A 24,097-nucleotide genomic window follows, 5' to 3' on the forward strand; every position below is an offset into this window, starting at 1 on the left:
GAGCTGTAACAAGTCCCTTTGTCTCTGTCGGGAATTCCCTACATCCCTGGTGAAGTGTCTGCGCGAGCCTGCCTTGAAAGGCCCGAGGGCTTTCCTCTACCGTAACGACTTGTCTCTTCTGCTACGGAACCGCCATGTTTTTGGCTTGCTCGCGCTTCTTGTTTCTCATGGCTTCCATCGCCGCGGCCCTGGCACTGGGCATCGCCAGTTACCTGGAATATTCGGTCGGCCTGACGCCGTGCAGCCTGTGTGTCTTGCAGCGGGTGTGCCTGCTGTTGTTGCTGGTGAACAGCCTCGTGGCCTGCGTGCACGGCCCGGGGCGTTCGGGCAGCATCGTCTATGGGGCGTTGGGGTGGGTGTTCGCGTCGGGGGGGATGACGCTGGCCTGGCATCAGGTCCTGATGCAGAGTCGTTCGGTCCAGGCGGTGGCTGATTGCGTCACCCCCATGACCGGGGTGCAATCCTGGTGGTGTGCGTTGCGTCGGGTGCTCGATGGGGTGGTCGATTGCGCGAACATCACCTGGACGCTGTTCGACCTGAGCATCCCCGAATGGAGCTTGCTGTTCTTTCTCGCCGTGTCCGTCGCAATGACCTATCTGCTGCTGCGCCTTGCCTGGAGTGCTCTGGCACGACCACTCGGCGGCGATACGTCGCAGTGGGCCCGGGTGCTGGATTAAACACTTGTATGAACTTTATCGCCTGCGTACCTTGAAGCGGTAGTCGTGCGGGCATAATCTGGCCCGCACGTGTCATCGGAATCGTGTCACTCGAACATGTTGTGTCTGGCTTGTCCCTGGTTATCCAGGTGTGCGCAGGCTGCGAGGGGCATGACTCACAAGGGAAGAAATCACCATGCTCGAAAGTTGTCAGAATGCTCAGGAACGCTGGGGTGGGGTGCATCTGCTGATCGATCGCTGGTTGCAGGAGCGTCACGAACTGGTGCGGGCCTATGACGTCCTCGGCGACAAGCCTGAAGCGCTGAGCGAAAGCCGCAAGCCCTTGCAGGAGTTCTGCGGTGTGCTGGTCGACTATGTATCGGCCGGTCATTTCGAGATCTACGAACAACTGACGGGCGAGGCCAAGGCCTTCAACGACAAGCGTGGCCTGGAGCTCGCCGAGCAGATCTACCCGCGCATCGACGTCATCACCGAGAAGCTGCTGGCGTTCAACGACCTGTGCGATGAAGGCAAGTGCGTGGCTGAGAAATTCAAGGAGTTGGGCGGCTTGCTGCACGAGCGTTTCGAGCTGGAAGACTGCCTGATCGAAGTGCTGCACAACGCACACAAGGAAGAAGCCGCAGTCCAGGCCTGAAGGTTTGCAGGCATGAAAAAACGGTGCGCATGGCGCACCGTTTTTCGTTTGGGCGACCTTAGCCCGTCGCGCCGAGCAGCTCGATTTCAAACACCAGCGGCGTGAACGGCGGGATCACATCCCCGGCACCTTCGGCGCCATAGGCCAGGGTCGAAGGAATCACCAGGCGCCACTTCGCGCCGACCGGCATCTGCGGCAATGCACTGCGCCAGCCGTCAATCACACTGTCGAGATTGAACCACTGGGCCTGGTGATTGGCGTCGAATACGGTGCCGTCCGGCAACCGCCCGATGTACAACACCTGGACCTTGCCATGGGGGCCTGCCTTCGCACCTTTGCCTGGCTTGAGCTCCGTCAGCAGGATGCCGTCCGCGAGTTGCTGGACGCCGGGTCGGTTCTTTTCTTCGTTGAGAAATGTCTGCTCCGTCTTCAACGCCTTCGCGTCCTGAGGTGGCAGCGACTGCGCTGTCAGTTGCGCTTGATGCGCGGCCAGGATCTGTTCGATGCGTTCATCCCTGAGGGCCAGCGGCTTGCCCAGGTAAGCCTGTTGCAGGCCTTCGACCAAGGCCTGGATCTGCAGGTCGGGCACGTCCTGGCGAAGGCGTTCACCCAGGCTCGCGCCCAGGCTGTAGGCCAGGTCGTGGGCATCGTTTGCGTTGGTTTTGTCAGCGGCCTGGGCCATGGAGCCAAGCATACACAGGGACAGGAACAGGTGACGCAACATGGGGGATCTCCGGCCTCGAATCGAGGGATTATGCCAGTGCCGACAGGTGCAGAGGTGGATTGCCCTGGCGCGGATGAAGAAGATTTTTCGTACCTTGCAACGCAACGTCTTGTGTACTGTCAACATGCCCTAGCGGCGGTTGCAGCAGAGGTCTAGTATGAGCCGCACTCACGTCAGTCAGGAGGTAAACCATGTCGGCCACCAAGAAGCCTGTAAACACTCCGTTGCACTTGCTCCAACAACTCTCGGGCAGCTTGCTCGAGCATCTGGAAAATGCCTGCTCCCAAGCGATGGCTGATGCTGAAAAACTGCTCGCCAAATTGGAAAAACAACGCGGCAAGGCGCAGGAAAAACTGCACAAGTCGCGCACCAAACTGCAAGACGCCGCCACCGCCGGCAAGGCCAAGGCACAAGCCAAGGCCAAGGACGGCGTGAAAGAACTCGAAGACCTGCTCGACGCCTTGAAGGATCGTCAGTCCGAGACCCGCGCCTACATTCTCCAACTCAAACGCGATGCCCAGGAAAGCCTGAAACTGGCCCAGGGCGTAGGTCGCGTGCAAGAGGCTGCGGGCAAGGCGCTGACACTGCGTGCCGCCAAGCCTGCTGCTGTATCGGCCAAGAAGCCGGCGGCTAAACCTGCCGCGGCAAAAACGCCCGCCAAGGTAGCGGCCAAGCCTGCTGTGAAAGCACCCGCCAAGACCGCGAGCAAGCCAGCGGCCAAACCCGTCGCTGCCAGCGCTGCAAAACCTGCGGCCAAAAAGCCAGTCGTTAAAGCGGCCGCCAAACCGGCTGCAAAAACCGCGGCCGCCAAGCCTGTCGCGGCCAAGCCTGCGGTAAAACCGGCGGCTAAACCGGCTGCCAAGCCTGCCGCAAAAACCGCAGCTGCCAAACCCGCTGCGACGAAAACCACCGCTGCAAAACCGGCCGCTAAACCTGTCGCCAAGCCGGCGGCAAAACCCGCTGCAGCCAAGCCTGCCGTAAAAACCGCCGCCAAGCCTGCCGCGACCAAGGCACCTGCCAAGGCGGCGGCCAAACCTGCTGCCAAGCCAGCGGCCGCCAAGCCAGCAGCCAAACCCGCCGTGAAAAAACCAGCGGCCGCGAAACCGTCGGCTGCGCCTGCCGCCAAACCGGCCACCGCCGCGCCTGCTCCGGCAGCGTCCCCTGCGCCAACCGCCAGCACTCCAGCGCCGGCAGTCAGCCCGTCCGCTTCCGTGGCGCCGAGCACCAGCACCCCAACCAGCGCTTCCTAAGTGCCGGACACCACGACGCGCAGCTGATGCAGCGCGTCGTGGTGTGCAGGTTCGACACTCGCCGTCAGCGCTTGCAGCCATTGGGCTGAACCCTCGTGCTGTGCCGGTGGCCAATCCTTGGCCGCCGCTTCCAATCGTTCCAATAACCGCCGCTCGGCCTCCAGCTCCAGCCGCTTGACCTGTTCGCGCAGGTTGTCGAGCGCCGGGTCTTGCTGGGCCATGGTTTTCCATTGCCGGCGAAGGCTGCGAAGGGGCCTGACCACCTCGGCGTCCCAGGCCTCGGCCAACGGTCGAAGCGTGTGCAGTCGGGGTTCGCTGCAGGGCACGCCGCGCTGGTCCAGCCACAGGCTGCACAGCAGCAGGCACACGTTGATGCCGGCCTCTTGCGATGCCAGGCAGGCGGCTTCCACGCCGGGCTTGGCATAGAGGTCCAGGGAGAAACGCCAAAGATCAGGGGACATCGTGCTACTCGCGCCAGTTGCGAGCGAAGCTGGTAGACTCCGCCGCCATTATGATCCGACTTCAGAACCTGACTTTACAGCGTGGCCCGCAACGTCTGCTAGAAGACGCCGAGCTGACCCTGCACGCCGGCCACAAAGCCGGCCTCATCGGTGCCAACGGCGCCGGCAAATCGAGCCTGTTCGCCTTGCTGCGCGGCGAGCTGCACCCGGACTCGGGCGATTGCATGCTGCCGGCCGATTGGCGTATCGCCCACATGCGCCAGGAGGTCGATACCCTCGAGCGGCTGGCGGTGGACTACGTGCTCGATGGCGACCTGCGCCTGCGTCAGGTTCAACGCGACCTGGCGGCGGCGGAGGCGGCCCACGACGGCGCCGCCCAGGCCCGCCTGCACTCGGAACTCGACAGCGCCGACGGCTACACCGCCGACGCTCGCGCGCGCAAATTGCTCGCCGGGCTGGGGTTCACCAATGAGCAGATGGACCGCCAGGTCGGCGATTTCTCCGGCGGTTGGCGGATGCGCCTCAACCTGGCCCAGGCCCTGATGTGCCCCTCGGATCTTTTGTTGCTCGATGAACCGACCAACCACTTGGACCTCGACGCCATCATCTGGCTCGAAGACTGGCTCAAGGGTTATCCGGGCACGCTGCTGCTGATTTCCCACGACCGCGATTTCCTGGATGCCGTGGTCGATCACGTCGCCCATGTCGATCAGCGCAAGCTGACCTTGTACCGTGGCGGCTACAGCGCCTTCGAGCGCGCCCGCGCCGAGCGCCTGGCCCAGCAACAGCAGGCCTATGAGAAGCAGCAGGCGCAGCGTGCGCACATGGAAAGCTACATCGCCCGCTTCAAGGCCCAGGCCACCAAGGCCCGCCAGGCCCAGAGCCGGATCAAGGCGCTGGAACGGATGGAGGAGCTGTCGGCGGCCCACGTGGATTCGCCGTTCGACTTTGTCTTCCGCGAGTCGACAAAAATCTCCAGCCCGCTGATCGACCTGTCCGACGCACGCCTGGGCTACGGCGACAAGACCGTGCTGGAGAAGGTCAAGCTGCAACTGACCCCCGGTGCGCGGATTGGCCTGCTGGGGCCTAACGGCGCCGGCAAGTCGACCCTGATCAAGAACCTCTCCGGTGAACTCCAGCCGTTGGGCGGTCGCCTGACCCGTGGCGAGAACACCGTGGTCGGCTACTTCGCCCAGCATCAGCTCGACTCCCTCGATGCCAAGGCCAGCCCGCTGCTGCACCTGCAACGCCTGGCGCCGACCGAGCGCGAGCAGACCCTGCGCGATTTCCTCGGTGGCTTCGATTTCCGTGGCGCGCGCATCGATGAGCCGGTGCTGAATTTCTCCGGTGGCGAAAAGGCTCGCCTGGCGTTGGCGCTGATCGCCTGGGGCCGGCCCAACCTGTTGCTGCTCGACGAACCGACCAACCACCTGGACCTGGAAATGCGCCTGGCCCTGACCATGGCCTTGCAGGAATTCAGTGGCGCCGTGCTGGTGGTGTCCCACGACCGACATCTGCTCAAGAGCACCACAGACAATTTCTTCCTGGTGGCCGACGGCAAGGTCGAGGAATTCGACGGCGATCTGGAGGATTACGCACGTTGGCTGGTGGACTATCGCCAGCGCAACGCACCGGTCAGCACCACGCCGGTCAACCCGGACAAGACCGACAAGAAAGCCCAGCGCCAGGCCGCAGCCGCCTTGCGCCAGCAATTGGCGCCCCACAAGCGCGAGGCCGACAAGCTCGAGGCCGAACTGGGCAAGCTGCATGAAAAGCTGCAGAAAATCGAAACCAGCCTGGGTGACAGCGGTCTCTACGAGGCGGCGCGCAAAGATGAGTTGCGTGACCTGCTGGCCGAACAGGCCAAGCTGAAAGTTCGAGAAGCGGAGCTGGAGGAAGCCTGGATGCAAGCCCTGGAAGTGCTGGAAAACCTGCAAGCGGAGCTGGAGGCGTTGTCCTGATGGAAGCCCTGGCGTTGCCTGTTCCCGTGATGTGGATCGAGCCGATCTGGCTCGGTGTGCAAGTCCTGCTGATCCTGCTGGTCGGTTACTTTGCCCAGCGCTTCGTGGCGCGCGCCCTCACGCGCCTGGGCGAGCGCTATCCCTTCCCGCCGCAGTTGCTGATCATCCTGCGGGGTGTGCTGCGCTGGCTGATCATGGGCAGTGCGGTGTTGATCGTGCTGGAGCGCCTGGGTGTTTCGGCCACGGTGCTGTGGACCGCCCTGTCGGGCTTCGTCGCGGTGGCGGCGGTGGCGTTCTTCGCCATCTGGAGTGTGCTGTCGAACCTGCTCTGCGCCGTGCTGATCTACACCGTCGGCCCGTTTCGCCTGGGGGACGTGGTGGAGTTGGTGGAGGCCACCGACAAGCCCGGCATCAAGGGGCGGGTGGTGGCGATCAACCTGCTCTACACCACGCTGATCGAGCCTGAGGAGCTCGGCACCGGCAGCTCCATGGTGCAAGTGCCCAACAGTCTGTTCTTCCAGCGTTCGGTCCGGCGCTGGCGTGGCAGCGAGGCATTCCCGGTCGGCGGTTTCGTCGAGTAGGGCGGTCTTCGCAATCCCCCTTCCGCCCGAGCAGAAAAAAACAGTGGTCAACCGTGCAGCGGCGCATTAGCGTATTCGTTTCGACGAATTCGAGCCGAGGTGTGCAATGGTGCTGGAAACATGGTTGGCGTTTTTCGCCGCCTGCTGGGTGATCAGTCTTTCGCCGGGTGCCGGTGCCATTGCATCGATGTCCAGCGGCCTGCAATACGGTTTCTGGCGTGGCTACTGGAATGCCCTGGGCCTGCAACTGGGCCTGGCACTGCAGATCGCCATCGTTGCCGCCGGCGTGGGGGCGATCCTCACCGCCTCGGCCACGGCGTTCTATGCGATCAAATGGTTTGGCGTGGCGTACCTGGTCTACCTGGGCATCAAGCAGTGGCGCGCCATTCCCAGCGACATCAGCGATGACGCGGCCGTGCGGCCGATCGGCAAACCCATGGCGCTGGTGTTTCGCGGTTTCCTGGTCAACATCAGCAACCCCAAGGCGCTGGTGTTCATGCTGGCGGTACTGCCGCAGTTCATCGACCCCCACGCACCCCTGATCCAGCAATACCTGATCCTGGGCACGACCATGATCTGCGTCGACCTGATCGTCATGGCCGGCTACACCGGGTTGGCGTCGAAGGTCTTGCGTCTGTTGCGCACCCCGAAACAGCAACGGCGGATGAACCGTACGTTTGCCGGGCTGTTCATTGGCGCGGCAGGGTTGCTGGCGACGATTCGCAAGGCGGCGGTGTAATCCGTTCTATCGGAAAAGGCACTGGAGACACGGTGGACCTGTGGCGAGGGAGCTTGCTCCCGCTGGGCTGCGCAGCAGCCCCAAAAGCCTGCGGTCGCTACGCCCGAGGCGTCGGACGACCGAGCGGGAACAAGCTCCCTCGCCACAGAAATATCATCCATTGGCGCTAAGACTTAGCGCAGGATCACCGGCGCCGTATCCCGTGGCAGGTTGTTACGCTGCGCGGGCTCGCGGGGTTGTTCGTAGCTCGGGCCGCCGAGCTGTTCGCTCATTTGCCGCGCCACGTCTTCCCCCAGGGCCTTGGACACTTCACGCACGACCCGCGGGCGGTTGAGGCTGATGTGCACGTCCCGGTGGTTCAGCAGCTTGGTGTCCTGGCCTTCGCCCATGGCGGTGAACGCCGAGGTGATTTCGAACGTCTTGGTGTTGATCAGGCTGAAGTCCGCCACCAGGGTCAACGCCAGCACCGCCGAGTAACTGTTGGTGTTCGCCAGCTCGTTGATGTCGCGGGTGAAGTCGATGTCCGACACCGTGCCGAACAATACGTAGTCGGCCCCCTTGAAGTTCCCGGCCTTGATTCGCTTGATGACGTCATAGACGTCGCCCTTGGACGAGGCGGTGTACGGCGTGCCCTGCACCAGCTGGAACATCCCGCTGCGCAGGATCTCGCCCTTGATGTCGCCGGTGAACTTGCGCAATTCACCCTGCTCGATGTAGCTGCTGGTGGCTTCCATTTCGTCGTAGCTCGACGAAGCGCTGGCGCTGTAGGCGTTCGCCTGGAAGTTGCTCTGGGCCGAAACGGTGTGGATGTATTCCTCCACCCGCTCCTGGTACGCCAGGTCGGTGACGGCGACTTTCGGGGCCGCCTGTGCGGTGAACGCGCAGGCCAGGGCCATGATGCCAATCCATGTGCGCATGGCTTAACGCTCCGTGGTCTTGCGGATTTCTTTCTCGTCCATCCACTCGGCCAGACCGCTCTCGACGTCGATCAATTGCAGGCTGAACTTGTAGAAGACGTCCTTGTAGTCGCTGCTGCGCTTGACGATCGAGCTGATGGAGCCTTCGATGCGGTACTTGGCGGCGATCATGTTGCCGGTCTTGGCCACGGTGCTCTTCTTGTAGAGACCGCTCTGGTTCTGCAGCTTGAGCTGGTCGACCTGGCTGTCCATGGCGTTGTTGTCGCTGGCGAAACGCGCGGCCCCGGTCTTCATCAGCTGGGTCTTGATGCTGGTGGTGATTTCCCGCGTGTCGATGTATTCGCTGGTCTTGTTCTTCACGTCGTAGACCTGAACCACCGGACGGCCCTGCAGGACGCCGGATTGGGCCAGGGAGCGGGTCATGGACTCGGCGATCATCTGCAGGTCGGTGGAGCCGAACTCGTTGGTGACGGTTTCCACGGCCTTGGTGTCGCCATAGCTGATGTTCTTGTTGCCCAGTACCGGCGAGTTGTTGGCGCAGCCGCTGACCAGCAGGACGGCGAGGGCGAGGGAGGAAATGCGTAGGAACATGTGGTGTGCTCTCAAATGTCGGCGTAATGGTTTTTGTGGCGAGGGGATTTATCCCCGCTGGCTGCGCAGCAGCCCGAAATAAACAGCTGGACACCCTCTGACAGGCTTACCGATGCGAGCGGTGGGGGCTGCTTCGCAGCCCGACGGGGATAAATCCCCTCGCCACAGAATCGGCATTGGCTCGACTGACAGAAACCGGCCTCAAGGCGTATTGATTTCCAACCGGAAGTCCACCGCCTTGGGCGTTGGCGCGATGGCCGGGAGGAACTTGGTCTGCTCGCCATACAGCGTCAGGGTCTTCCAGGTTTCTTCCTCGGCAATCGGAAAGCCTTCCGGCCCCAGCCAGGCAAAGCGGTAGTACATCGTCTTGTTGTTGTAGCTGGTGTTGCTCAGCTGCACATTGACGGTCATGTAGCCGTTTTCCCGGGCCACGCGCATGGCGCCGACCACGATGTTCTTGGTCTTGCCCATGGCCACGACCTTGCTGGCAGCGGTGCCCGGCTCCGGTGGCGGCGGGGTGGCGCAACCGGCCAGCAAGGCCAGGGCGCCGACGGCGATCAGTTTTAGACGCATGTGAACAAAGACTCCGTTCTTAAGGTTGTTTGAGGCTGGCGACCGCGCTCGGGGTGGCAGTCGGGATCACCTGGGCCGCCAGGCCGCCGGCGAAAACCTGGTTGCCCACCGCCCGCAGGCTGATGACCTGGTAGCGCTGATCCACGTTGACCTTGACCACCGAGCCGCCCACCGCACTTGGCAGGGTGACCTGGTGCTCGCCCTTCTTCAGGCGCAGGCGTACCACCTGGGTGTAGTCCGGCAGGGTGCGCCAGGTACGGGTGTCGGCGCCCTCGAGGATCGCCGAGGTGAGGCCCACGGCCAGGCCGGCCAGGGGGTTGGTGTCGTTGATCTGCTTTTGCGCCACGCCTTTGGTGATCGCACGCACGGTGGTGCGCAGGATGATGCCGGGCATATCGTCGCGCAGGGCGCGGCGGGACATGGCGGTGGTGCTGTTGAGTTGAGTCAGGTCCATCTGGCGGCCGTCGACGCCGATCTGGGCGAACGTCGCCGTGGAGGTATCGGGCTTGATCACCGGGAACGACAACGGCGTGATCACCAGGTTGCCGCTGATGGGCAGGGGCAGGGGAATACGCACCGAGTCCCGGGACGGCGCCAGGCCGCTCTGCACCACGATCAGGACGTCGCTGTCGTCGGTCTTGGCGGCGGGCTTGTCAAGATTGAGCAGGGCCTGCTCCAGCAGCGGCGTGTTCGGGCGCAGTTCGGCGGCCTTGCGATAGCCCGGCGCAGCCAGGTCCTTTTCCCCCAGGGCTTCGTAGACGAAACCGGCCAGGTAATGGCTGAAGGCGCTCTGGTAGCTGTTTTTCAAGCTGACCACTTCCGGGGCGTCGAGGCTGGCCACCGGGTAGCCCTTGAGATCCTTGTACTCGGTCTTGACCCCTTGCTGCTCGGCTTCTTCCTCGCGCTTGAGATACTCCTTGTCCCGCAGGTCGGCGATCACCGCTTCGCGCTCGTGGGTTTTCTTGATCTGGGTCCGTGCGCCGTCGAAGTCGTTCACGGCCAGCAGGTTCAGGGCCATCTGCGTGGTGAGCATGACTTTTTCGTAGTCGTAGCCTTCATAGCGGCGGACTTTGTCGTTGACCAGGAAACTGCCGAACTGCGCCACGTACTTGGCCGTGTCGAGTTTGACCGCGTCTTCCCACTGGCCAACCTGCTGGTCGGCACTGTTCCAGGCGGTCTGGCTGCCGGACAGGTCGCCCTTGGCCCGCAGCAGCTCACCTTTCTCGAAGTAATACAGCAGGTCTTTGTCTTGGCTGCTGTTGTTCTTTTCCAGCAGGGTCAGCGCTGCGTCGACATTGCCGGAAGCCAACTGCTGGTTGGTCTGGGCCAGTTCGCCATCGTAGTTGCGAAAGGCCGAGCAGCCGGACAACAAGGTCACCGCCCCGAGGGCGATCGAAAAAACGGCACGGGATGCCATGAACATTTCTTCCCTGAATAGCAGCCGGGGGTGTGCGGGTCGGGCTGGAACGATCCCACGGACAGGCGTCGCTGCGCTGTCGGTTCCTCATCAAGCGAGGAGCTCTTATGCCATCCAACGATAAGAAGGCGGCGGGATTATAAACGTGGCGCTTGGCTATGTAATGGCTTTTCAATTTCGAAATGCCGTTTTTGTGACATCACCTCCAAAGGGTGAATATCCGATGAAAATATGCCCCTAAATCACATCGGCCCTTGAGCCGAAGGCATTGGAAGTGAACAATGTGTTACTTCTTATTACCAATCGAGAGTCATTCATGACTGCCCCGCTTCGTTTCCTGGCCTGGCTCGCACTGCCGTTGCTTGCCCTGTGCAGCCCCTATCTGTTGGCCGACACCGTCGAAGGCGCCCCCCAGGCGCTGCATCTGCTGGATTACATCGGGGCGGATTATCCGGCGACGGTCGAGGCAGGCAAGGTCATCGACGAGGCCGAGTACCGTGAACAGCTGGAATTCACCCAGGCGCTGGAAGGGCTGATCGCCGGGCTGCCGGCCAAGCCGCAGAAGGCTGAGCTGACCCAGGGCATCGGCGCCCTGCGCAGTGCAATCACCCAGCGCCAGGAGGGCGCCGAAGTCGCCCGCCAGGCGCGGCAGTTGGGCGCGCGGCTGGCGGTGGCGTATGAGGTCAGCCAGGCGCCGGTGATCACCCCGGACCCGAGCCGTGGCGCGCCGCTGTACGCCCAGAACTGCTCGGTGTGCCACGGTGCCAACGGCGCCGGCGATGGCCCGGCCGGCGTCGGCCTCGAGCCACCGCCGGCCAATCTGCGCGATGGCCAGCGCCTGGATCGCCTGAGCCTCTATGCGATCTACAACACCCTCGGCATGGGCATCGAAGGCACCGACATGCCGGCCTTCGCCGATCAGCTCGACGACCGTCAACGCTGGGACCTGGCCACCTACATCGCCAGCTTCAGCGCCGACCCGGCCGCTGCCAAGGGCGAGCAGACCTACAACCTGGCCGACCTCGCCCGCCAGACCCCGGCCGAAGTCCTCGCCGCCCAGGGCCCAGCAGCGGCGGCCACCTTCCGAGCCCAGCGTGCGCAGCCCCCGCAGGTGCAACGCGGCCCGGCGCAGTTGCTCGACTACACCGCGGCGACCCTGGACAAAAGCATCGCGGCTTATCGTGCCGGTGACCATGACCAGGCCTATGACCTGTCGGTAGCGGCCTACCTGGAAGGTTTCGAGCTGGTGGAGAGCTCGCTGGATAACGTCGACGCCAATGTACGCAAAGACACCGAGAAAGCCCTGATGGCCTACCGTCAGTCGCTGCAGGACGGTTTGCCGGTGGAGCAGGCTGCCCAGCGCCTGGATGCGGCCAAGGCGAAACTCAAGGCGTCCGCCGACCTGTTGGGCGGCGATGGCTTGAGTTGGTCGCTGAGCTATATCTCCGGGCTGTTGATCCTGCTGCGTGAAGGCCTGGAAGCGATTCTGGTACTGGCGGCGATCCTCGCGTTCCTGCGTAACACCGGCCAGCAATCGGCGGTGCGCAGCGTCAACATCGGCTGGGGCCTGGCGTTGCTGGCCGGCCTGGCAACCTGGGGGCTGGCCGCCTATGTGATCGACGTCAGCGGCGCCCAGCGTGAGTTGCTCGAAGGCGCCACGGCGTTGTTCGCCAGTGTGATGGTGTTGTGGCTGGGGGTGTGGATGCACGACCGGCGCCACGCGGCGGCCTGGCAGGACTACATCAAAAGCAGTCTGGTGGGGGGCGGCGGCCGGTTCGGTTTCGCGATCCTGGCGTTCTTCTCGGTCTATCGCGAACTGTTCGAAGTGATCCTGTTCTACGAAACCCTGTGGTTGCAGGCAGGTCCCGCCGGGCACAACGCGGTGTTAGCGGGTGGCGCGACAGCGCTGGTCCTGCTGGTCGGGTTGGCCTGGGTGATCCTGCGCGGCTCGGCGAAGTTGCCGCTGGCGCTGTTCTTCAGCATCAACGCCGCGTTGCTGTGCGCGCTGTCGGTGGTGTTCGCCGGCCATGGCGTGAAGGCGTTGCAGGAGGCTGGGATCTTCGGTACCCGTCCGGTGGCCTTCTTCGACTTCGACTGGCTGGGTATTCATGCCGATGCCTATTCGCTGGCCGCACAAGTGGTGGCGATCCTGGCGATCGTCGTGCTGTATGGCCGTAGCTGGGTGGCGGAGAAGCGCAAGGTGCAGGTGTCCTGATGCGCGTCTGGATCGACGCCGACGCTTGTCCCAGGGCGGCGAAGGACCTGGTGGTCAAGTTCGCCCTGAAGCGTCGGTTCGAGGTGGTGTTGGTGGCGGGTCAGCCGCAGATCAAGCCAGGCCTGGCCTGTGTGAAGCTGATCGTGGTGCCCAGTGGCCCCGACGCTGCGGACGACTATTTGGTGGAGCACGCCGCGCCGGGCGAACTGGTGATCTGCAGCGACGTGCCCCTGGCCGACCGATTGGTGAAGAAGGGCGTCGCGGCCCTTGATCCCCGCGGCAAGGCATTCGATGCCCAGAACATGGGGGAGCGGCTGGCGGTACGCAACCTGTTCACTGACCTGCGTGAACAGGGCCATGTCGGCGGCGGCCCGGCGGCGTACAGCGAGCGGGACAAGCAGGTATTCGCCAATGCGCTGGATCGGCTATTGACGCAATTGGCGCGTCAATCTTGAATCCTGCTCAGCGCCCCTGTGGGAGCTGGCCTGCTCGCCAAAGCGGTGTGTCAGCCAACGAATAGGCCGGCTGAACCGACGCCTTCGCGAGCAAGCCCGCTCCCACAGGGTCCAGGCTATCTCTGTGGGACTGGGCGGGGAGGTCAGGCGTCGTTTTCGTGGGTCAGTTCCAGCACCCGGTCCACCAGCTTGTTGATGCCCGAGGCCGCTTCGCTGATGTTCTTGGCCAACATGTAGGCCGGAGTGGTAACCAGTCTGCGGGCGGTGTCCTCGACGATGTCGGTGACGGCGCAGTCTTCGTGGGTGCCGCCCATCTTGGTCACGGCGGCGGCCGTGTCGGCGTCGGTGCCGATGGTGCAGAGCACACCAGGGCCGTAGATTTTTGCCGCCAGGGCCGGCGAGATGCACATCAAACCGACCGGTTTACCGGCTTCGGCAAAGGCTTCGGCCAGGGCCAGCACTTGCGGTTGGACCGTGCACCCGGCGCCCTCGACGGCAAAGCTGGAGAGGTTCTTCGCCGCGCCAAAGCCGCCGGGCACGATCAACGCGTCGAAATCCTCGACGTTGGCCTCGCGCAGGTCCTTGACCTCGCCCCGGGCGATCCGCGCCGACTCCACCAGCACGTTGCGACTCTCGGGCATCTCTTCGCCCGTCAGGTGGTTGATCACATGCCGTTGAGCAATGTCGGGGGCGAAACATTGGACCTGGGCGCCGCGCTGGTCGAGGCGCAGCAAGGTGATCACGCTCTCGTGGATTTCGGCGCCGTCGTACACGCCACAGCCGGAAAGGATCACTGCAATTTTTTTGCTCATGGGTTTTTCTCCAGATTCATGGCGTTAAATGTCCACTAATTTGTCATTCGTTGCCATAGGGTTATCCGGCAGCTACACCTAATCTGCCGACTATCTCCCTGCTTCGCTTGCCCGGGTCGCATCATGAATTTCATTCTGTATGCCGTGCCGTTCTTCTTCGTCCTGATTGCCGTCGAATTGCTGGCCGATCGCTGGCGCGGGGTCAGCCACTACCGGGTCGCGGACGCGATCAACAGCCTGAGCACCGGCGTGCTGTCGACCACCACCGGCCTCCTGACCAAGGGCGTGGGCCTGGTGACCTACGCCTTTGCCTTGAAGCACCTGGCGATCTTCTCGTTGCCGGGCGACCACGCCTTGACCTGGGTGTTCGCCTTCGTGCTCTACGACCTGTGCTACTACTGGCTGCACCGCATGGGCCATGAGCGCAACATCCTCTGGGCCGCCCACTCGGTGCATCACCAGAGCGAGGACTACAACTTGTCCACGGCGTTGCGCCAGACCAGCACCGGCTTCCTGCTGAGCTGGGTCTTCTACCTGCCGCTGGCGGTCGCCGGGGTGCCGCTGGGGGTGTTCGTCAGCGTCGCGGCATTGAATTTGCTGTACCAGTTCTGGGTCCACACCCAACACATTCCCAAGCTCGGCTGGCTGGAGTGGTGTTTCGTCACGCCGTCCAATCATCGCGCCCACCATGCACAGAACCCTCTCTACATGGATCGCAACTACGGCGGGGTGTTCATTATTTGGGACCGTCTGTTCGGCACCTTCCAGGAAGAAGACGACAACGAGCCGGTGATCTTCGGCGTCACCACGCCACTGGCCAGCTGGAATCCGCTGTGGGCCAACCTGCAGTTTTACGCCCAGCTGTGGTCGGACGCTCGACGAGCCGGACGCTGGTGGGACAAGGTGCGGATCTGGTTCATGCCCACCGGTTGGCGGCCGGCGGACGTGGCGGCGAAGTACCCGCTGGCCAAGCCGGACCTGAGCCGTTTCGAGAAATTCGAGGTGCCGCTGGATGGGCGCCAGCAGTGGTACGTGGTGCTGCAATTCTGCGTCTACATTGCCTTGGGCAGTTATTTGATGAACCTGGAGACGCGTTTGCCGGTGGCCGCACTGGTGTTGGGCTGGGGCACGGTGGCGCTGGGTTTGTTCGTGCTGGGCGCGACCCTGGAGAATCGCCCGTGGGCGCTACGGCTGGAGTGCCTGCGGCTGGTGTCGAGCCTGCTGCTGGTGTGGCTGGCGCCGATGGCTGGGTTATGGCCGGCCAGCCCACTGGCCTGGGTCGGTGTGTTCAGTTACGGTCTGCTCAGCGGCATCGGCCTGTATGGCTGCCGGAGCCGATTCACTCGGTTGGCGTCGTAGGTTCAGCGGGCCGGCTCTGCGCCAGGCGTTCGGCTTCAAGGGTCTTCTTCGCCAGCCGCGCATTCTTGATGCGGCGACGCAGCCACAGGCAGAGACCGAGGACCAACAAGGCGCCGAGTACCCACAACTCGTATTTCTTGATACTACCCAGCATGCCTTCGAGCACCGCGCCGAAGTGATACGCGGCGGCGGCCAGCGCCGTGGCCCAGATCGCCGCGCCGATGCCGTTGAGCAACAGGTAACGGCCCGGCGGGTAGCCCGACAGGCCGATCGCCACCGGCATCACCGTGCGCAAGCCATAGACGAAGCGGAAGCTCAGGACCCAGATGTCCGGGTGCCGGCGGATGTGCTCCAGGGCGCGATCACCCATCAATTGCCAGCGCGGCTTGCGCGCCAACAGCTTGCGCCCGTGCTTGCGGCCCAGGAAATACCACAGCTGGTCACCGGCGTAGCTGCCGCAGAACGCCACGACCACCACGAGATTGATGTCCATGTAGCCGCGGAACGCCAGGAAACCTGCGAGCACGAGGATGGTTTCACCTTCGAAGAACGTGCCGATGAACAGGGCCAGGTAGCCGAAGTCATGTAGAAATTGCTGGAGCATTGTCTGGGTGCTGGCGAAATGAACGCGCAGCCTAACCCTTCAGACACATTCAGGAAAGTATCGAAATGTGTCTCGACGTGAACATTTCCTACAACGACAATAACTGCGACGACAGGTCACAGGTGCACACAACTGTCATACGTTCGTCATAATGGCCGCTTATAACTGTCACGCTCGCCCGTCAGCGGGCTCAGGAGTCTGCCGTGAGCTTTACCCCCGCCAATCGTCTGTTCCCTGCCACCCGCCTGCGTCGCAATCGCCGTGATGAGTTCTCTCGTCGGCTGGTGCGTGAAAACGTGCTGACCACCGACGACCTGATCCTGCCGGTGTTCGTGCTGGACGGTGAGAACCGTCGCGAAGCGGTGGCGTCGATGCCCGGCGTGGAGCGGCTGACCATCGACCTGCTGCTCGAAGCGGCTGCGACGTGGGTCGAACTGGGCATTCCGGCGCTGGCGCTGTTCCCGGTCACGCCCTCTGGCCTCAAGTCCCTGGACGCCGCCGAGGCGTGGAACCCGGACGGTATCGCCCAGCGCGCGACCCGTGCCCTGCGGGCCCGCTTCCCGGAGCTTGGGGTGATCACCGACGTGGCGCTGGACCCGTTCACCACCCACGGCCAGGATGGCATCCTCGACGAAGACGGTTATGTGCAGAACGACATCACCGTCGATGCACTGGTCAGGCAGGCGTTGTCCCACGCCGAGGCCGGTGCCCAGGTGGTCGCGCCGTCGGACATGATGGACGGACGGATCCAGGCGATTCGCGAAGCCCTCGAGGTGGCCGGCCACGTCAACGTGCGGATCATGGCCTATTCGGCCAAGTACGCCAGCGCCTATTACGGCCCGTTCCGCGACGCGGTCGGTTCGGCCCTGAACCTGGGCAAGGCCAACAAGGCCTCCTATCAGATGGACCCGGCCAACAGCCATGAAGCCCTGCACGAAGTCGCGGCCGACTTGTCAGAAGGGGCAGACATGGTCATGGTCAAGCCCGGCATGCCCTACCTCGACATTCTTTGCCGGGTCAAAGACGAATTCAAAGTGCCGACCTTTGTTTATCAGGTCAGCGGCGAGTACGCCATGCACATGGCCGCGATCCAGAACGGCTGGTTGAGCGAAGGGGTGATCCTCGAATCGCTGACCGCTTTCAAGCGCGCAGGCGCCGATGGCATCCTGACTTATTTCGCCGTGCGCGCCGCCCAATTGCTACGAGAGCAGAAATAGCCTCCCAGGAACTTGCGATGAATACCGAAGGACTCTCTGAAGTTGCCGTAAAAGACGCTCAACCGGTGGTCGAGCAAATCGCCGAGACACCACCGCAGATGGAGCCTGCTCCGCCTGCGGCCACCGAGCCCGCCCCGGCCCCGGCGATTGCGATCCCCAACCTGGATGACAGCAGCCTGTACATCCACCGCGAGCTGTCGCAACTGCAGTTCAACATCCGCGTGCTGGAGCAGGCGCTGGACGAGTCCTATCCATTGCTGGAGCGCTTGAAGTTCCTGCTGATCTTTTCCAGCAACCTGGATGAGTTCTTCGAAATCCGTGTCGCCGGCCTGAAGAAGCAGATCACGTTCGCCCGTGAACAGGCCGGTGCCGATGGCCTGCAGCCGCACCAGGCCCTGGCGCGTATCAGCGAGCTGGTCCACGGCCAGGTGGACCGCCAGTACGCGATTCTCAACGACATCCTGTTGCCGGAGCTGGAGAAACATCAGGTCCGCTTCATTCGCCGGCGCAACTGGAACACCAAGATCAAGACCTGGGTGCGCCGCTATTTCCGCGACGAGATCGCGCCGATCATCACCCCGATCGGCCTCGACCCGACGCACCCATTCCCGTTGCTGGTCAACAAGAGCCTGAACTTCATCGTCGAACTGGAAGGCATCGACGCCTTCGGTCGCGATTCCGGCCTGGCGATCATTCCGGCGCCGCGCCTGCTGCCACGTATCATCCGTGTACCGGAAGACGTGGGCGGCACGGGCGACAACTATGTGTTCCTGTCGTCGATGATCCACGCCCACGCCGATGACCTGTTCCAGGGCATGAAGGTGAAGGGTTGCTACCAGTTCCGCCTGACCCGCAACGCCGACCTGTCGGTGGACACCGAAGACGTCGAAGACCTGGCCCGCGCCTTGCGCGGCGAGCTGTTCTCCCGTCGCTACGGTGATGCGGTACGCCTGGAGGTGGCCGACACCTGCCCGAAACACCTGTCCGATTACCTGCTCAAGCAGTTCAACCTGCACGAAACCGAGCTGTATCAGGTCAACGGCCCGGTCAACCTGACCCGGTTGTTCAGCATCACCGGTCTGGACAGCCACCCGGAACTGCAATACCTGCCGTTCACGCCGCAGATCCCGAAACTGCTGCAAAACAGCGAGAACATCTTCAGCGTGATCAGCAAGCAGGACATCCTGTTGCTGCACCCGTTCGAGTCGTTCACGCCGGTGGTCGACCTGCTGCGCCAGGCCGCCAAGGACCCGCACGTCCTGGCGGTGCGCCAGACCCTGTACCGCAGCGGCGCCAACTCGGAAATCGTCGACGCCCTGGTGGACGCGGCGCGCAACGGTAAGGAAGTCACCGCGGTGATCGAATTGCGCGCGCGCTTCGACGAAGAGTCCAACCTGCAACTGGCCAGCCGCCTGCAAGCGGCCGGTGCGGTGGTGATCTACGGCGTGGTCGGTTTCAAGACCCACGCCAAGATGATGCTCATCCTGCGCCGCGAAGCCGGGGAGATCGTGCGTTACGCTCACTTGGGCACCGGCAACTACCACGCCGCCAACGCCCGCTTGTACACCGACTACAGCCTGCTGACCTCGGACGATGCCTTGTGTGAGGACGTCGGCAAGTTGTTCAGCCAGTTGATCGGCATGGGCAAGACGCTGCGCATGAAGAAGTTGCTGCATGCGCCGTTCACCCTGAAGAAGGGCATGCTCGACATGATCACCCGGGAGACGCAGTTCGCCCTGGATGGCAAGCCGGCCCACATCATTGCCAAGTTCAACTCGCTGACCGATCCGAAGATCATCCGTGCGTTGTACAAGGCCAGCCAGTCCGGCGTGCGCATCGACCTGGTGGTGCGGGGCATGTGCTGCCTGCGGCCGGGCATCCCGGGGGTGTCCCATAACATCCATGTGCGCTCGATCATCGGGCGCTTCCTGGAGCACACGCGGGTGTTCTACTTCCTCAACGGAGGCGAGGAGCAGATGTTCCTGTCCAGCGCCGACTGGATGGAGCGCAACCTCGACAAGCGGGTCGAGACCTGCTTCCCGGTGGAGGGCAAGAAGCTCATCCTGCGGGTCAAGAAGGAGCTGGAAAGCTACCTCACCGACAACACCCACAGCTGGAGCCTGCAGTCGGACGGTCGCTACATCCGCAACACGCCAACCGGCAACCAGAACCCGCGCAGCGCCCAGGCGACGTTGCTGGAGCGCTTGAGCAGCCCGGTGTTGACGGTTAGCTAGAGGTTTTCTGGAAGGGGCAGGCTCAGCTTTTCGTGGCGAGGGAGCTTGCTCCCGCTGGGCTGCGCAGCAGCCCCAGATCCTTGGGAGGGCTTCGCCCTCCAGCGGGAGCAAGCTCCCTCGCCACAGTTGGCTTGCGCTGCTGGATCAGTGGATGTTCAGCACAATCCCCACCCGGGTCAGCCACTCGGCTTCCTGGGCGAAGTCGGCTTGGGTCAGCTGGTTTTCTTCCAGCCAACCGTCGGGGAACATCACGTCCAGCTGATCGCCGTCGGCGCGCAGGGCCACCTGGGGCATGGCCTGGGTGCCGCGGATGTGGTGGAACAGGATCGCGAAGCGCAGCAGCACGCACAGGCGAATCAGCTTGATGCCGTCATCGCCGAACTCGGCAAACTTATCCTTGGGAATGTTGCGCCGGTGCCCACGCACCAGCAGCGCGAGCATCTGTTGGTCTTCCCGGGAGAAACCCGCCAGGTCCGAGTGTTCGATCAGGTAGGCGCCGTGCTTGTGGTAGTGATAGTGGGCGATGTCCAGGCCCACTTCATGGACCTTGGCGGCCCAGCCCAGCAATTCGCGCCAGACGCCGTCGTTCAGGTCCCAGTCGTCAGCCACCTGGTCAAAGGCGTGCAGCGCCTTGCGTTCGACTCGCACGGCCTGTTCCTGGTCCACGTGGTAGCGCTCCATCAGCGAGCCCAGGGTGCGCTCGCGGACATCCTCATGGTGATGTCGTCCCAGCAGGTCGTAGAGTACGCCCTCGCGCAGGGCGCCCTCGCAGTGGTCCATGCGTTGCAGCTCCAGGGCATCGAAAATCGCTTCGAGAATCGCCAGGCCCGCCGGGAAAATCGCCCGACGGTCGGGCTTGATGCCTTCGAAATCGATCTTGTCCGACTCGCCGAGCTTGAACACCCGGCGCTTGAGCCAGGCCAGGCCCTCGGCATTGACCTCGCCTGCGCCATGGCCGCCGGCCTTGAGGGCCAGGCCAATGGCGCGGATGGTTCCGGAGGAGCCAATGGCCTCGTCCCAGGTCAGGCGGTGCAAGGCGTGTTCGATGCTCATGATTTCCAGGCGCGCCGCCGTGTAGGCCTGAGCATAGCGGGCCGGGGTGATCTTGCCGTCGCGGAAATACCGCTGGGTGTAGCTGACGCAGCCCATCTGCAGGCTCTCGCGCAGCAGCGGCTCGAAGCGTTGGCCGATGATGAATTCGGTACTGCCACCGCCGATGTCCGCCACCAGGCGCTTGCCCGGGGTGTCGGCGAGGGTATGGGAGACGCCCAGGTAGATCAGGCGGGCTTCCTCTCGGCCGGAAATGACTTCCACCGGATGGCCGAGGATCTCTTCGGCGCGGCGGATGAACTCGCCCCGGTTGCGCGCTTCGCGCAGGGCGTTGGTGCCGACGATCCGCACGGCGCCCAGGGGCATGCCGTTGATCAGTTGGGCAAAGCGCTTGAGGCAATCGAGCCCGCGCTGGATGGATTCTTCGCTCAGCTTGCGCTCTTCGTCGATGCCGGCGGCCAACTGGACCTTCTCGCCGAGCCGCTCAAGAATGCGGATTTCCCCGTTCTGGGCTTTGGCGACGACCATGTGGAAGCTGTTGGAGCCCAGGTCTATGGCAGCGATCAGGGACAGATTCTTGGCTTGGGATGGCGGCATGGGCAAAAAGTCTCGGTCGATAACCTTGCCATCCTGCCACGATCGACCGTCGCCGCCAACGGATGCTGCCGGGTTTCGGTGGGTGACAGTTTTCGCCGTTCGCAAGAAATTTACGTAGGAAAGTCTCATCTGTTTCATATGGGGTAGAGCTTTCCTACGATTGGCGATGATGTTTCCTGCTTATCTTTAAGGGTTTTTTTTCGATACTTTCGCCCGGCAATTTCGCCGTGATGCAGTTGTGGCCTCTTCTCAAATTCAGGATGAAACTCCACAAAATGTTTACATGTGGCTGGAATAAGGAAGTTCCGGGCGTTGCAGGATTGACATCAAGTTGATGATGTTTGAAGGAAGCGGAAATGAAAAATAGTTTTGCGTTGGCGGCAGTCGCTGTAATCGCTTTGGCCTGCACTTCCGTGCAAGCGGCTGATTTGCAGGTGACGGGCAATATTTCCCCGGGCAGTTGCTCTCTGAATATCCCTACTTTGGCTGTCGATTATGGGCGAATCAGTGCCAATGATCTGAGCCCCGTCAATTACACAAGGCTGGGCAAGTTGAGTACGCCGTTTAACATTACCTGTGACGGCCCGACCCTGGTGGGGTTGAGTGCTGCCGATAATCGGGCCGCCAGCAAAGAGCACATGGCAATGACGGTGATCGATCCCTGGTTAGCCTTGCCAATCAACTGCTTTGGGTTGGGCGCCAGCGCCGATGGTGGAAAAATCGGTGCCTTCAGCCTGCATGTTCGTAACTATTCCGTGGATGGGAGCACCGATTTCGAAACCATCTCGCAAGCGGGTAATACCTGGTTCGAGGCAGATGACATTATGCGGAGTAAACCTGATCGTATTCTCACTTGGTCGGCTATTGGGGCCAGAAGCCCGCACCTTCTGACAACGGTCACGGGTGAGTTCCAGATCGAAGCGGCAATCAACAATACGACTGAGCTTGTGGTGAGCGACGATCTCCAGATCGATGGAAATGCGACGCTAGAACTGACCTACATTTGACGTCAATGCCAGTCCCGCTTCCGGGGCTGGTTCTTTACAGGGTTTGCGTTGAAGCGTATTGCCCAAAGGGAACAGGGCTGGTCTACACCTGCTCCGATGCTGCATGAACGATGATGGCCACTAACGGGTGCGGCTGAGTTTCTGGCGGGCAACGGTTATCTATAAGATATTTATGTAGGAAAGTTTCTATGGTTTTGTAGTTGGTAGAAGTTTCCTACGATTCATGATGATGTTTCCTGCTTATCTTTAGGGGCTTTTTCCAGATACTTTCGCCCGGCAATTTCGCCGTGAAGTTAGTTGTTGCATCGTTGAAGTGTCGATGTTGCATGACTGACATCAAGCTGATGTGATTTTAAGGGAATTGATATGAAGAATAAGTTTGGACTGGCCGCAGTCGCTGTTCTCGTTCTGGCGTGCACTCATGCCCAGGCGGCTGATTTGCAAGTGACAGGTAGCATTGTTCCGGGCAGTTGCTCTCTGAATATTCCTACGACGGCTGTCGATTATGGGCGAATCAGCGTCAAGGACTTGAGCCCGGTCAATTACACAAAGTTGAGCAAGCTGAATACGGCATTCACCATCGTCTGTGACGGGCCGACGCTTGTCGGTTTGACCGCCAACGATAACCGGGCGGCTAGCAAAAAGCATGAAGCCATGGAGGTCATCGATCCAGGTCTTGCTTATCCACAAAATAGTTTCGGCCTGGGCGCGAACGCCGACGGCGAGAAAATTGGTGCCTTCAGCCTGCATGTTCGTAACTATTCCGTAGACGGGGACACGGACTTCAAGACGATCTTGTCCGCAGTGGGGTCGGGCGGCTGGATCAACGCTGGGAACTTTTTGCGCAGCGTACCCAGTTACATGCTCTCGTGGTCTACGAGCAGCGCCACGACTCCCCACCTTTTGACAACAGTCTCCGGCGAGTTGGAAATCGAGGCGGCGATCAACAATACGACTGAACTGGTTGTGCGCGAAGACCTGCAAATAGATGGCAGTGCAACGCTGGAGTTGACTTACATCTGATGAAACGGCCAGCCCCGTTCCAGGGGCTGGCTCCTTGCAGGCACATGGGTTCTGCGCCGTCGATGGATGTGGACGATCAGGTCCGACATCTGGATGTGGCCGTTCCGAGCCCGATTATTCAAACCCTATAGATCGCTCCACGAACGTCGTTTCGTGGTGGGAGAGCGTGTGTGTTGGATTTCTCAATGAAACTTGGATCGGCCCTGCGAGCAGTGCTGTGCCTGGGCTGTTGTGCAGCGGGGCCGGCCATGGCGGCCGGCATGCAGCCGGAAACCACGGTGGTCATTTTTTATGAAGAGCATGGCCAGGCCCATATCAACGTCACCAATACGGATGCCGGCCCGACGCTGCTGCATTCGAAAGTCGAACACATCCCCGAAGACCCCGAGCTGTCGGTGATCGTGACGCAGCCGGTGGTGCGGGTCGACGCCGGGCAAACGCAGTTGATCCGTCTGGTTGGGGCGTTCACGGAACCGCTCAAGACCCAGCGCTACAAGCGTGTCACCTTCGAAGGGATTCCTCAGAAGAAGCTCGACGGCGGGGCCACTGTCGGGATCAACATCCGGCATAACCTGCCGCTGATCATTCATCCCAAGGGCTTGCCTCGGCATTCGGCACCGTGGGAGCTCTTGAAATGGACCGTCGAGGGCGAAAACCTGGCGGTCCAGAACGACAGCCCCTACGTCGTGCGTTTGTCTGAGCGGGTGCAGTTGAACCCGGCCAACGCCTCTGTGGCCCTGCCGCGCACTTACGTCTTGCCGGGCGAAACCTTGACGGCCGAGCTCAAGGCGCCCGTGTCCGCCGTCACGTCGGTCACGATCCAGCCTGCGACATTGTATGGGTTTGCGATTGGCAACTTCGATGCGCCGGTCGTGAGTCGATGATGATGCTCATGCATGCCACGCCATGCCCTGGCCTGCGCAGCGGTGATGGTCAATGGGGTGTCGCGGGAACGGGCAGCGCCCGCTGGTCGCATGGCCTGGCCTTGTCCGCAGTGAT

The 24,097-nt window shown here is 62.2% G+C and carries 23 protein-coding genes; 14 read left to right on the top strand and 9 right to left on the bottom strand.

The genetic code is table 11. The features are described from left to right. Positions 1 to 134: 134 nt before the first annotated feature. Together VM99_02535 and VM99_02540 are read left to right on the top strand one after the other, a co-directional pair. Positions 135 to 677, top strand: coding sequence for a disulfide bond formation protein B (locus tag VM99_02535; protein AKJ96977.1), 543 nt, complete (start codon positions 135 to 137; stop codon positions 675 to 677). A 175-nt stretch (positions 678 to 852) separates the two neighbouring features. Continuing rightward, on the top strand, positions 853 to 1,311 hold the full coding sequence (locus VM99_02540; GenBank protein AKJ96978.1) for a transcriptional regulator: 459 nt from the start codon (positions 853 to 855) through the stop codon (positions 1,309 to 1,311). Between the two features lie 58 nt (positions 1,312 to 1,369). Here VM99_02540 and VM99_02545 read toward each other — a convergent pair whose 3' ends face one another. Next, positions 1,370 to 2,035, bottom strand: coding sequence for a peptidylprolyl isomerase (locus VM99_02545; GenBank protein AKJ96979.1), 666 nt, complete (start codon positions 2,033 to 2,035; stop codon positions 1,370 to 1,372). Positions 2,036 to 2,226: 191 nt separating this feature from the next. On the opposite strand from VM99_02545, the gene VM99_02550 reads away from it, so the two are divergent. Continuing rightward, complete coding sequence (locus VM99_02550; protein AKJ96980.1) at positions 2,227 to 3,285, top strand: transcriptional regulator; 1,059 nt, start codon at positions 2,227 to 2,229, stop codon at positions 3,283 to 3,285. Here VM99_02550 and VM99_02555 read toward each other — a convergent pair. Then, positions 3,282 to 3,746, bottom strand: a complete 465-nt coding sequence (locus tag VM99_02555; GenBank protein ID AKJ96981.1) for a hypothetical protein — start codon at positions 3,744 to 3,746, stop codon at positions 3,282 to 3,284. The two genes, VM99_02550 and VM99_02555, sit on opposite strands and share 4 nt — an antisense overlap. 50 nt (positions 3,747 to 3,796) lie before the next feature. Here VM99_02555 and VM99_02560 point away from each other — a divergent pair, with 50 nt between their 5' ends. The 3 genes from VM99_02560 (at position 3,797) to VM99_02570 (ending at position 7,027) form a co-directional block, all read left to right on the top strand. Further along, entirely contained in the window at positions 3,797 to 5,707 is a 1,911-nt protein-coding gene (locus tag VM99_02560) for an ABC transporter ATP-binding protein (protein AKJ96982.1), read from the top strand. Beyond that, on the top strand, positions 5,707 to 6,288 hold the full coding sequence (locus tag VM99_02565) for a membrane protein (GenBank protein ID AKJ96983.1): 582 nt from the start codon (positions 5,707 to 5,709) through the stop codon (positions 6,286 to 6,288). The genes VM99_02560 and VM99_02565 overlap by 1 nt, the downstream gene beginning before the upstream one ends. Positions 6,289 to 6,394: 106 nt before the next feature. After that, positions 6,395 to 7,027, top strand: a complete 633-nt coding sequence (locus tag VM99_02570) for a threonine transporter RhtB (GenBank protein ID AKJ96984.1) — start codon at positions 6,395 to 6,397, stop codon at positions 7,025 to 7,027. 173 nt (positions 7,028 to 7,200) lie between these two features. Here VM99_02570 and VM99_02575 read toward each other — a convergent pair whose 3' ends face one another. The 4 genes from VM99_02575 to VM99_02590 all read right to left on the bottom strand — a co-directional run bounded on the left by VM99_02575 (position 7,201) and on the right by VM99_02590 (position 10,525). Further along, entirely contained in the window at positions 7,201 to 7,944 is a 744-nt protein-coding gene (locus VM99_02575; GenBank protein AKJ96985.1) for a hypothetical protein, read from the bottom strand. 3 nt (positions 7,945 to 7,947) lie between these two features. After that, entirely contained in the window at positions 7,948 to 8,535 is a 588-nt protein-coding gene (locus VM99_02580) for a lipoprotein (protein ID AKJ96986.1), read from the bottom strand. Between the two features lie 201 nt (positions 8,536 to 8,736). Continuing rightward, positions 8,737 to 9,108, bottom strand: a complete 372-nt coding sequence (locus VM99_02585; GenBank protein ID AKJ96987.1) for a hypothetical protein — start codon at positions 9,106 to 9,108, stop codon at positions 8,737 to 8,739. Positions 9,109 to 9,127: 19 nt separating this feature from the next. After that, positions 9,128 to 10,525, bottom strand: coding sequence for a lipoprotein (locus VM99_02590; GenBank protein AKK01676.1), 1,398 nt, complete (start codon positions 10,523 to 10,525; stop codon positions 9,128 to 9,130). 316 nt (positions 10,526 to 10,841) lie between these two features. On the opposite strand from VM99_02590, the gene VM99_02595 reads away from it, so the two are divergent. Then, positions 10,842 to 12,740, top strand: a complete 1,899-nt coding sequence (locus VM99_02595) for a cystathionine gamma-synthase (protein AKJ96988.1) — start codon at positions 10,842 to 10,844, stop codon at positions 12,738 to 12,740. Beyond that, positions 12,740 to 13,195 (top strand): hypothetical protein, encoded by a 456-nt coding sequence (locus VM99_02600; GenBank protein AKJ96989.1) that lies wholly within the window; start codon positions 12,740 to 12,742, stop codon positions 13,193 to 13,195. Before VM99_02595 ends, VM99_02600 begins: the two co-directional genes overlap by 1 nt. A 143-nt stretch (positions 13,196 to 13,338) precedes the next feature. On the opposite strand, the gene VM99_02605 is transcribed toward VM99_02600, so the two are convergent. After that, a complete protein-coding gene (locus tag VM99_02605) occupies positions 13,339 to 14,007 on the bottom strand; it encodes an isoprenoid biosynthesis protein (protein ID AKJ96990.1) in 669 nt (222 codons plus the stop codon). A 123-nt stretch (positions 14,008 to 14,130) separates the two neighbouring features. Between VM99_02605 and VM99_02610 the strand changes: the two genes are divergently transcribed. Continuing rightward, complete coding sequence (locus VM99_02610) at positions 14,131 to 15,366, top strand: membrane protein (GenBank protein ID AKJ96991.1); 1,236 nt, start codon at positions 14,131 to 14,133, stop codon at positions 15,364 to 15,366. On the opposite strand, the gene VM99_02615 is transcribed toward VM99_02610, so the two are convergent. Beyond that, positions 15,347 to 15,970 carry a membrane protein gene (locus VM99_02615; protein AKJ96992.1) on the bottom strand — a complete coding sequence of 208 codons (624 nt, stop codon included), beginning with the start codon at positions 15,968 to 15,970 and terminating at the stop codon, positions 15,347 to 15,349. The genes VM99_02610 and VM99_02615 overlap by 20 nt on opposite strands. Before the next feature lie 203 nt (positions 15,971 to 16,173). Between VM99_02615 and VM99_02620 the strand changes: the two genes are divergently transcribed. Then, positions 16,174 to 17,187: a delta-aminolevulinic acid dehydratase gene (locus tag VM99_02620; protein ID AKJ96993.1), complete on the top strand. Its 1,014-nt coding sequence runs from the start codon at positions 16,174 to 16,176 to the stop codon at positions 17,185 to 17,187. 17 nt (positions 17,188 to 17,204) lie between these two features. Beyond that, a complete protein-coding gene (locus VM99_02625; protein AKJ96994.1) occupies positions 17,205 to 19,421 on the top strand; it encodes a polyphosphate kinase in 2,217 nt (738 codons plus the stop codon). Positions 19,422 to 19,565: 144 nt separating this feature from the next. Here VM99_02625 and VM99_02630 read toward each other — a convergent pair whose 3' ends face one another. Beyond that, complete coding sequence (locus VM99_02630) at positions 19,566 to 21,068, bottom strand: exopolyphosphatase (protein ID AKJ96995.1); 1,503 nt, start codon at positions 21,066 to 21,068, stop codon at positions 19,566 to 19,568. 356 nt (positions 21,069 to 21,424) lie between these two features. Between VM99_02630 and VM99_02635 the strand changes: the two genes are divergently transcribed. The 3 genes from VM99_02635 to VM99_02645 all read left to right on the top strand — a co-directional run bounded on the left by VM99_02635 (position 21,425) and on the right by VM99_02645 (position 23,982). Next, entirely contained in the window at positions 21,425 to 22,075 is a 651-nt protein-coding gene (locus VM99_02635; protein AKJ96996.1) for a hypothetical protein, read from the top strand. A 366-nt stretch (positions 22,076 to 22,441) separates the two neighbouring features. Next, the gene (locus VM99_02640) at positions 22,442 to 23,098 is read left to right on the top strand and encodes a hypothetical protein (protein ID AKJ96997.1); all 657 of its coding nucleotides are present in this window, start codon (positions 22,442 to 22,444) and stop codon (positions 23,096 to 23,098) included. Positions 23,099 to 23,358: 260 nt separating this feature from the next. Further along, entirely contained in the window at positions 23,359 to 23,982 is a 624-nt protein-coding gene (locus tag VM99_02645; protein ID AKJ96998.1) for a fimbrial chaperone protein, read from the top strand. Positions 23,983 to 24,097: the final 115 nt, after the last annotated feature.

Origin of the sequence: Pseudomonas chlororaphis, assembly GCA_001023535.1 — a bacterium.
GTDB classification, from domain to species: domain Bacteria; phylum Pseudomonadota; class Gammaproteobacteria; order Pseudomonadales; family Pseudomonadaceae; genus Aquipseudomonas; species Aquipseudomonas chlororaphis_E.

Bases quoted from the DNA above. Each gene is read 5' to 3' on its own strand.
- VM99_02540 (AKJ96978.1), top strand. From the start codon at position 853: ATGCTCGAAAGTTGTCAGAATGCTCAGGAACGCTGGGGTGGGGTGCAT.
- VM99_02615 (AKJ96992.1), bottom strand. From the start codon at position 15,970: ATGCTCCAGCAATTTCTACATGACTTCGGCTACCTGGCCCTGTTCATC.
- VM99_02625 (AKJ96994.1), top strand. From the start codon at position 17,205: ATGAATACCGAAGGACTCTCTGAAGTTGCCGTAAAAGACGCTCAACCG.
- VM99_02600 (AKJ96989.1), top strand. From the start codon at position 12,740: ATGCGCGTCTGGATCGACGCCGACGCTTGTCCCAGGGCGGCGAAGGAC.
- VM99_02640 (AKJ96997.1), top strand. From the start codon at position 22,442: ATGAAGAATAAGTTTGGACTGGCCGCAGTCGCTGTTCTCGTTCTGGCG.
- VM99_02630 (AKJ96995.1), bottom strand. From the start codon at position 21,068: ATGCCGCCATCCCAAGCCAAGAATCTGTCCCTGATCGCTGCCATAGAC.
- VM99_02590 (AKK01676.1), bottom strand. From the start codon at position 10,525: ATGGCATCCCGTGCCGTTTTTTCGATCGCCCTCGGGGCGGTGACCTTG.
- VM99_02555 (AKJ96981.1), bottom strand. From the start codon at position 3,746: ATGTCCCCTGATCTTTGGCGTTTCTCCCTGGACCTCTATGCCAAGCCC.
- VM99_02585 (AKJ96987.1), bottom strand. From the start codon at position 9,108: ATGCGTCTAAAACTGATCGCCGTCGGCGCCCTGGCCTTGCTGGCCGGT.
- VM99_02545 (AKJ96979.1), bottom strand. From the start codon at position 2,035: ATGTTGCGTCACCTGTTCCTGTCCCTGTGTATGCTTGGCTCCATGGCC.
- VM99_02570 (AKJ96984.1), top strand. From the start codon at position 6,395: ATGGTGCTGGAAACATGGTTGGCGTTTTTCGCCGCCTGCTGGGTGATC.
- VM99_02575 (AKJ96985.1), bottom strand. From the start codon at position 7,944: ATGCGCACATGGATTGGCATCATGGCCCTGGCCTGCGCGTTCACCGCA.
- VM99_02610 (AKJ96991.1), top strand. From the start codon at position 14,131: ATGAATTTCATTCTGTATGCCGTGCCGTTCTTCTTCGTCCTGATTGCC.
- VM99_02595 (AKJ96988.1), top strand. From the start codon at position 10,842: ATGACTGCCCCGCTTCGTTTCCTGGCCTGGCTCGCACTGCCGTTGCTT.
- VM99_02580 (AKJ96986.1), bottom strand. From the start codon at position 8,535: ATGTTCCTACGCATTTCCTCCCTCGCCCTCGCCGTCCTGCTGGTCAGC.
- VM99_02550 (AKJ96980.1), top strand. From the start codon at position 2,227: ATGTCGGCCACCAAGAAGCCTGTAAACACTCCGTTGCACTTGCTCCAA.
- VM99_02560 (AKJ96982.1), top strand. From the start codon at position 3,797: ATGATCCGACTTCAGAACCTGACTTTACAGCGTGGCCCGCAACGTCTG.
- VM99_02535 (AKJ96977.1), top strand. From the start codon at position 135: ATGTTTTTGGCTTGCTCGCGCTTCTTGTTTCTCATGGCTTCCATCGCC.
- VM99_02635 (AKJ96996.1), top strand. From the start codon at position 21,425: ATGAAAAATAGTTTTGCGTTGGCGGCAGTCGCTGTAATCGCTTTGGCC.
- VM99_02645 (AKJ96998.1), top strand. From the start codon at position 23,359: ATGCAGCCGGAAACCACGGTGGTCATTTTTTATGAAGAGCATGGCCAG.
- VM99_02565 (AKJ96983.1), top strand. From the start codon at position 5,707: ATGGAAGCCCTGGCGTTGCCTGTTCCCGTGATGTGGATCGAGCCGATC.
- VM99_02605 (AKJ96990.1), bottom strand. From the start codon at position 14,007: ATGAGCAAAAAAATTGCAGTGATCCTTTCCGGCTGTGGCGTGTACGAC.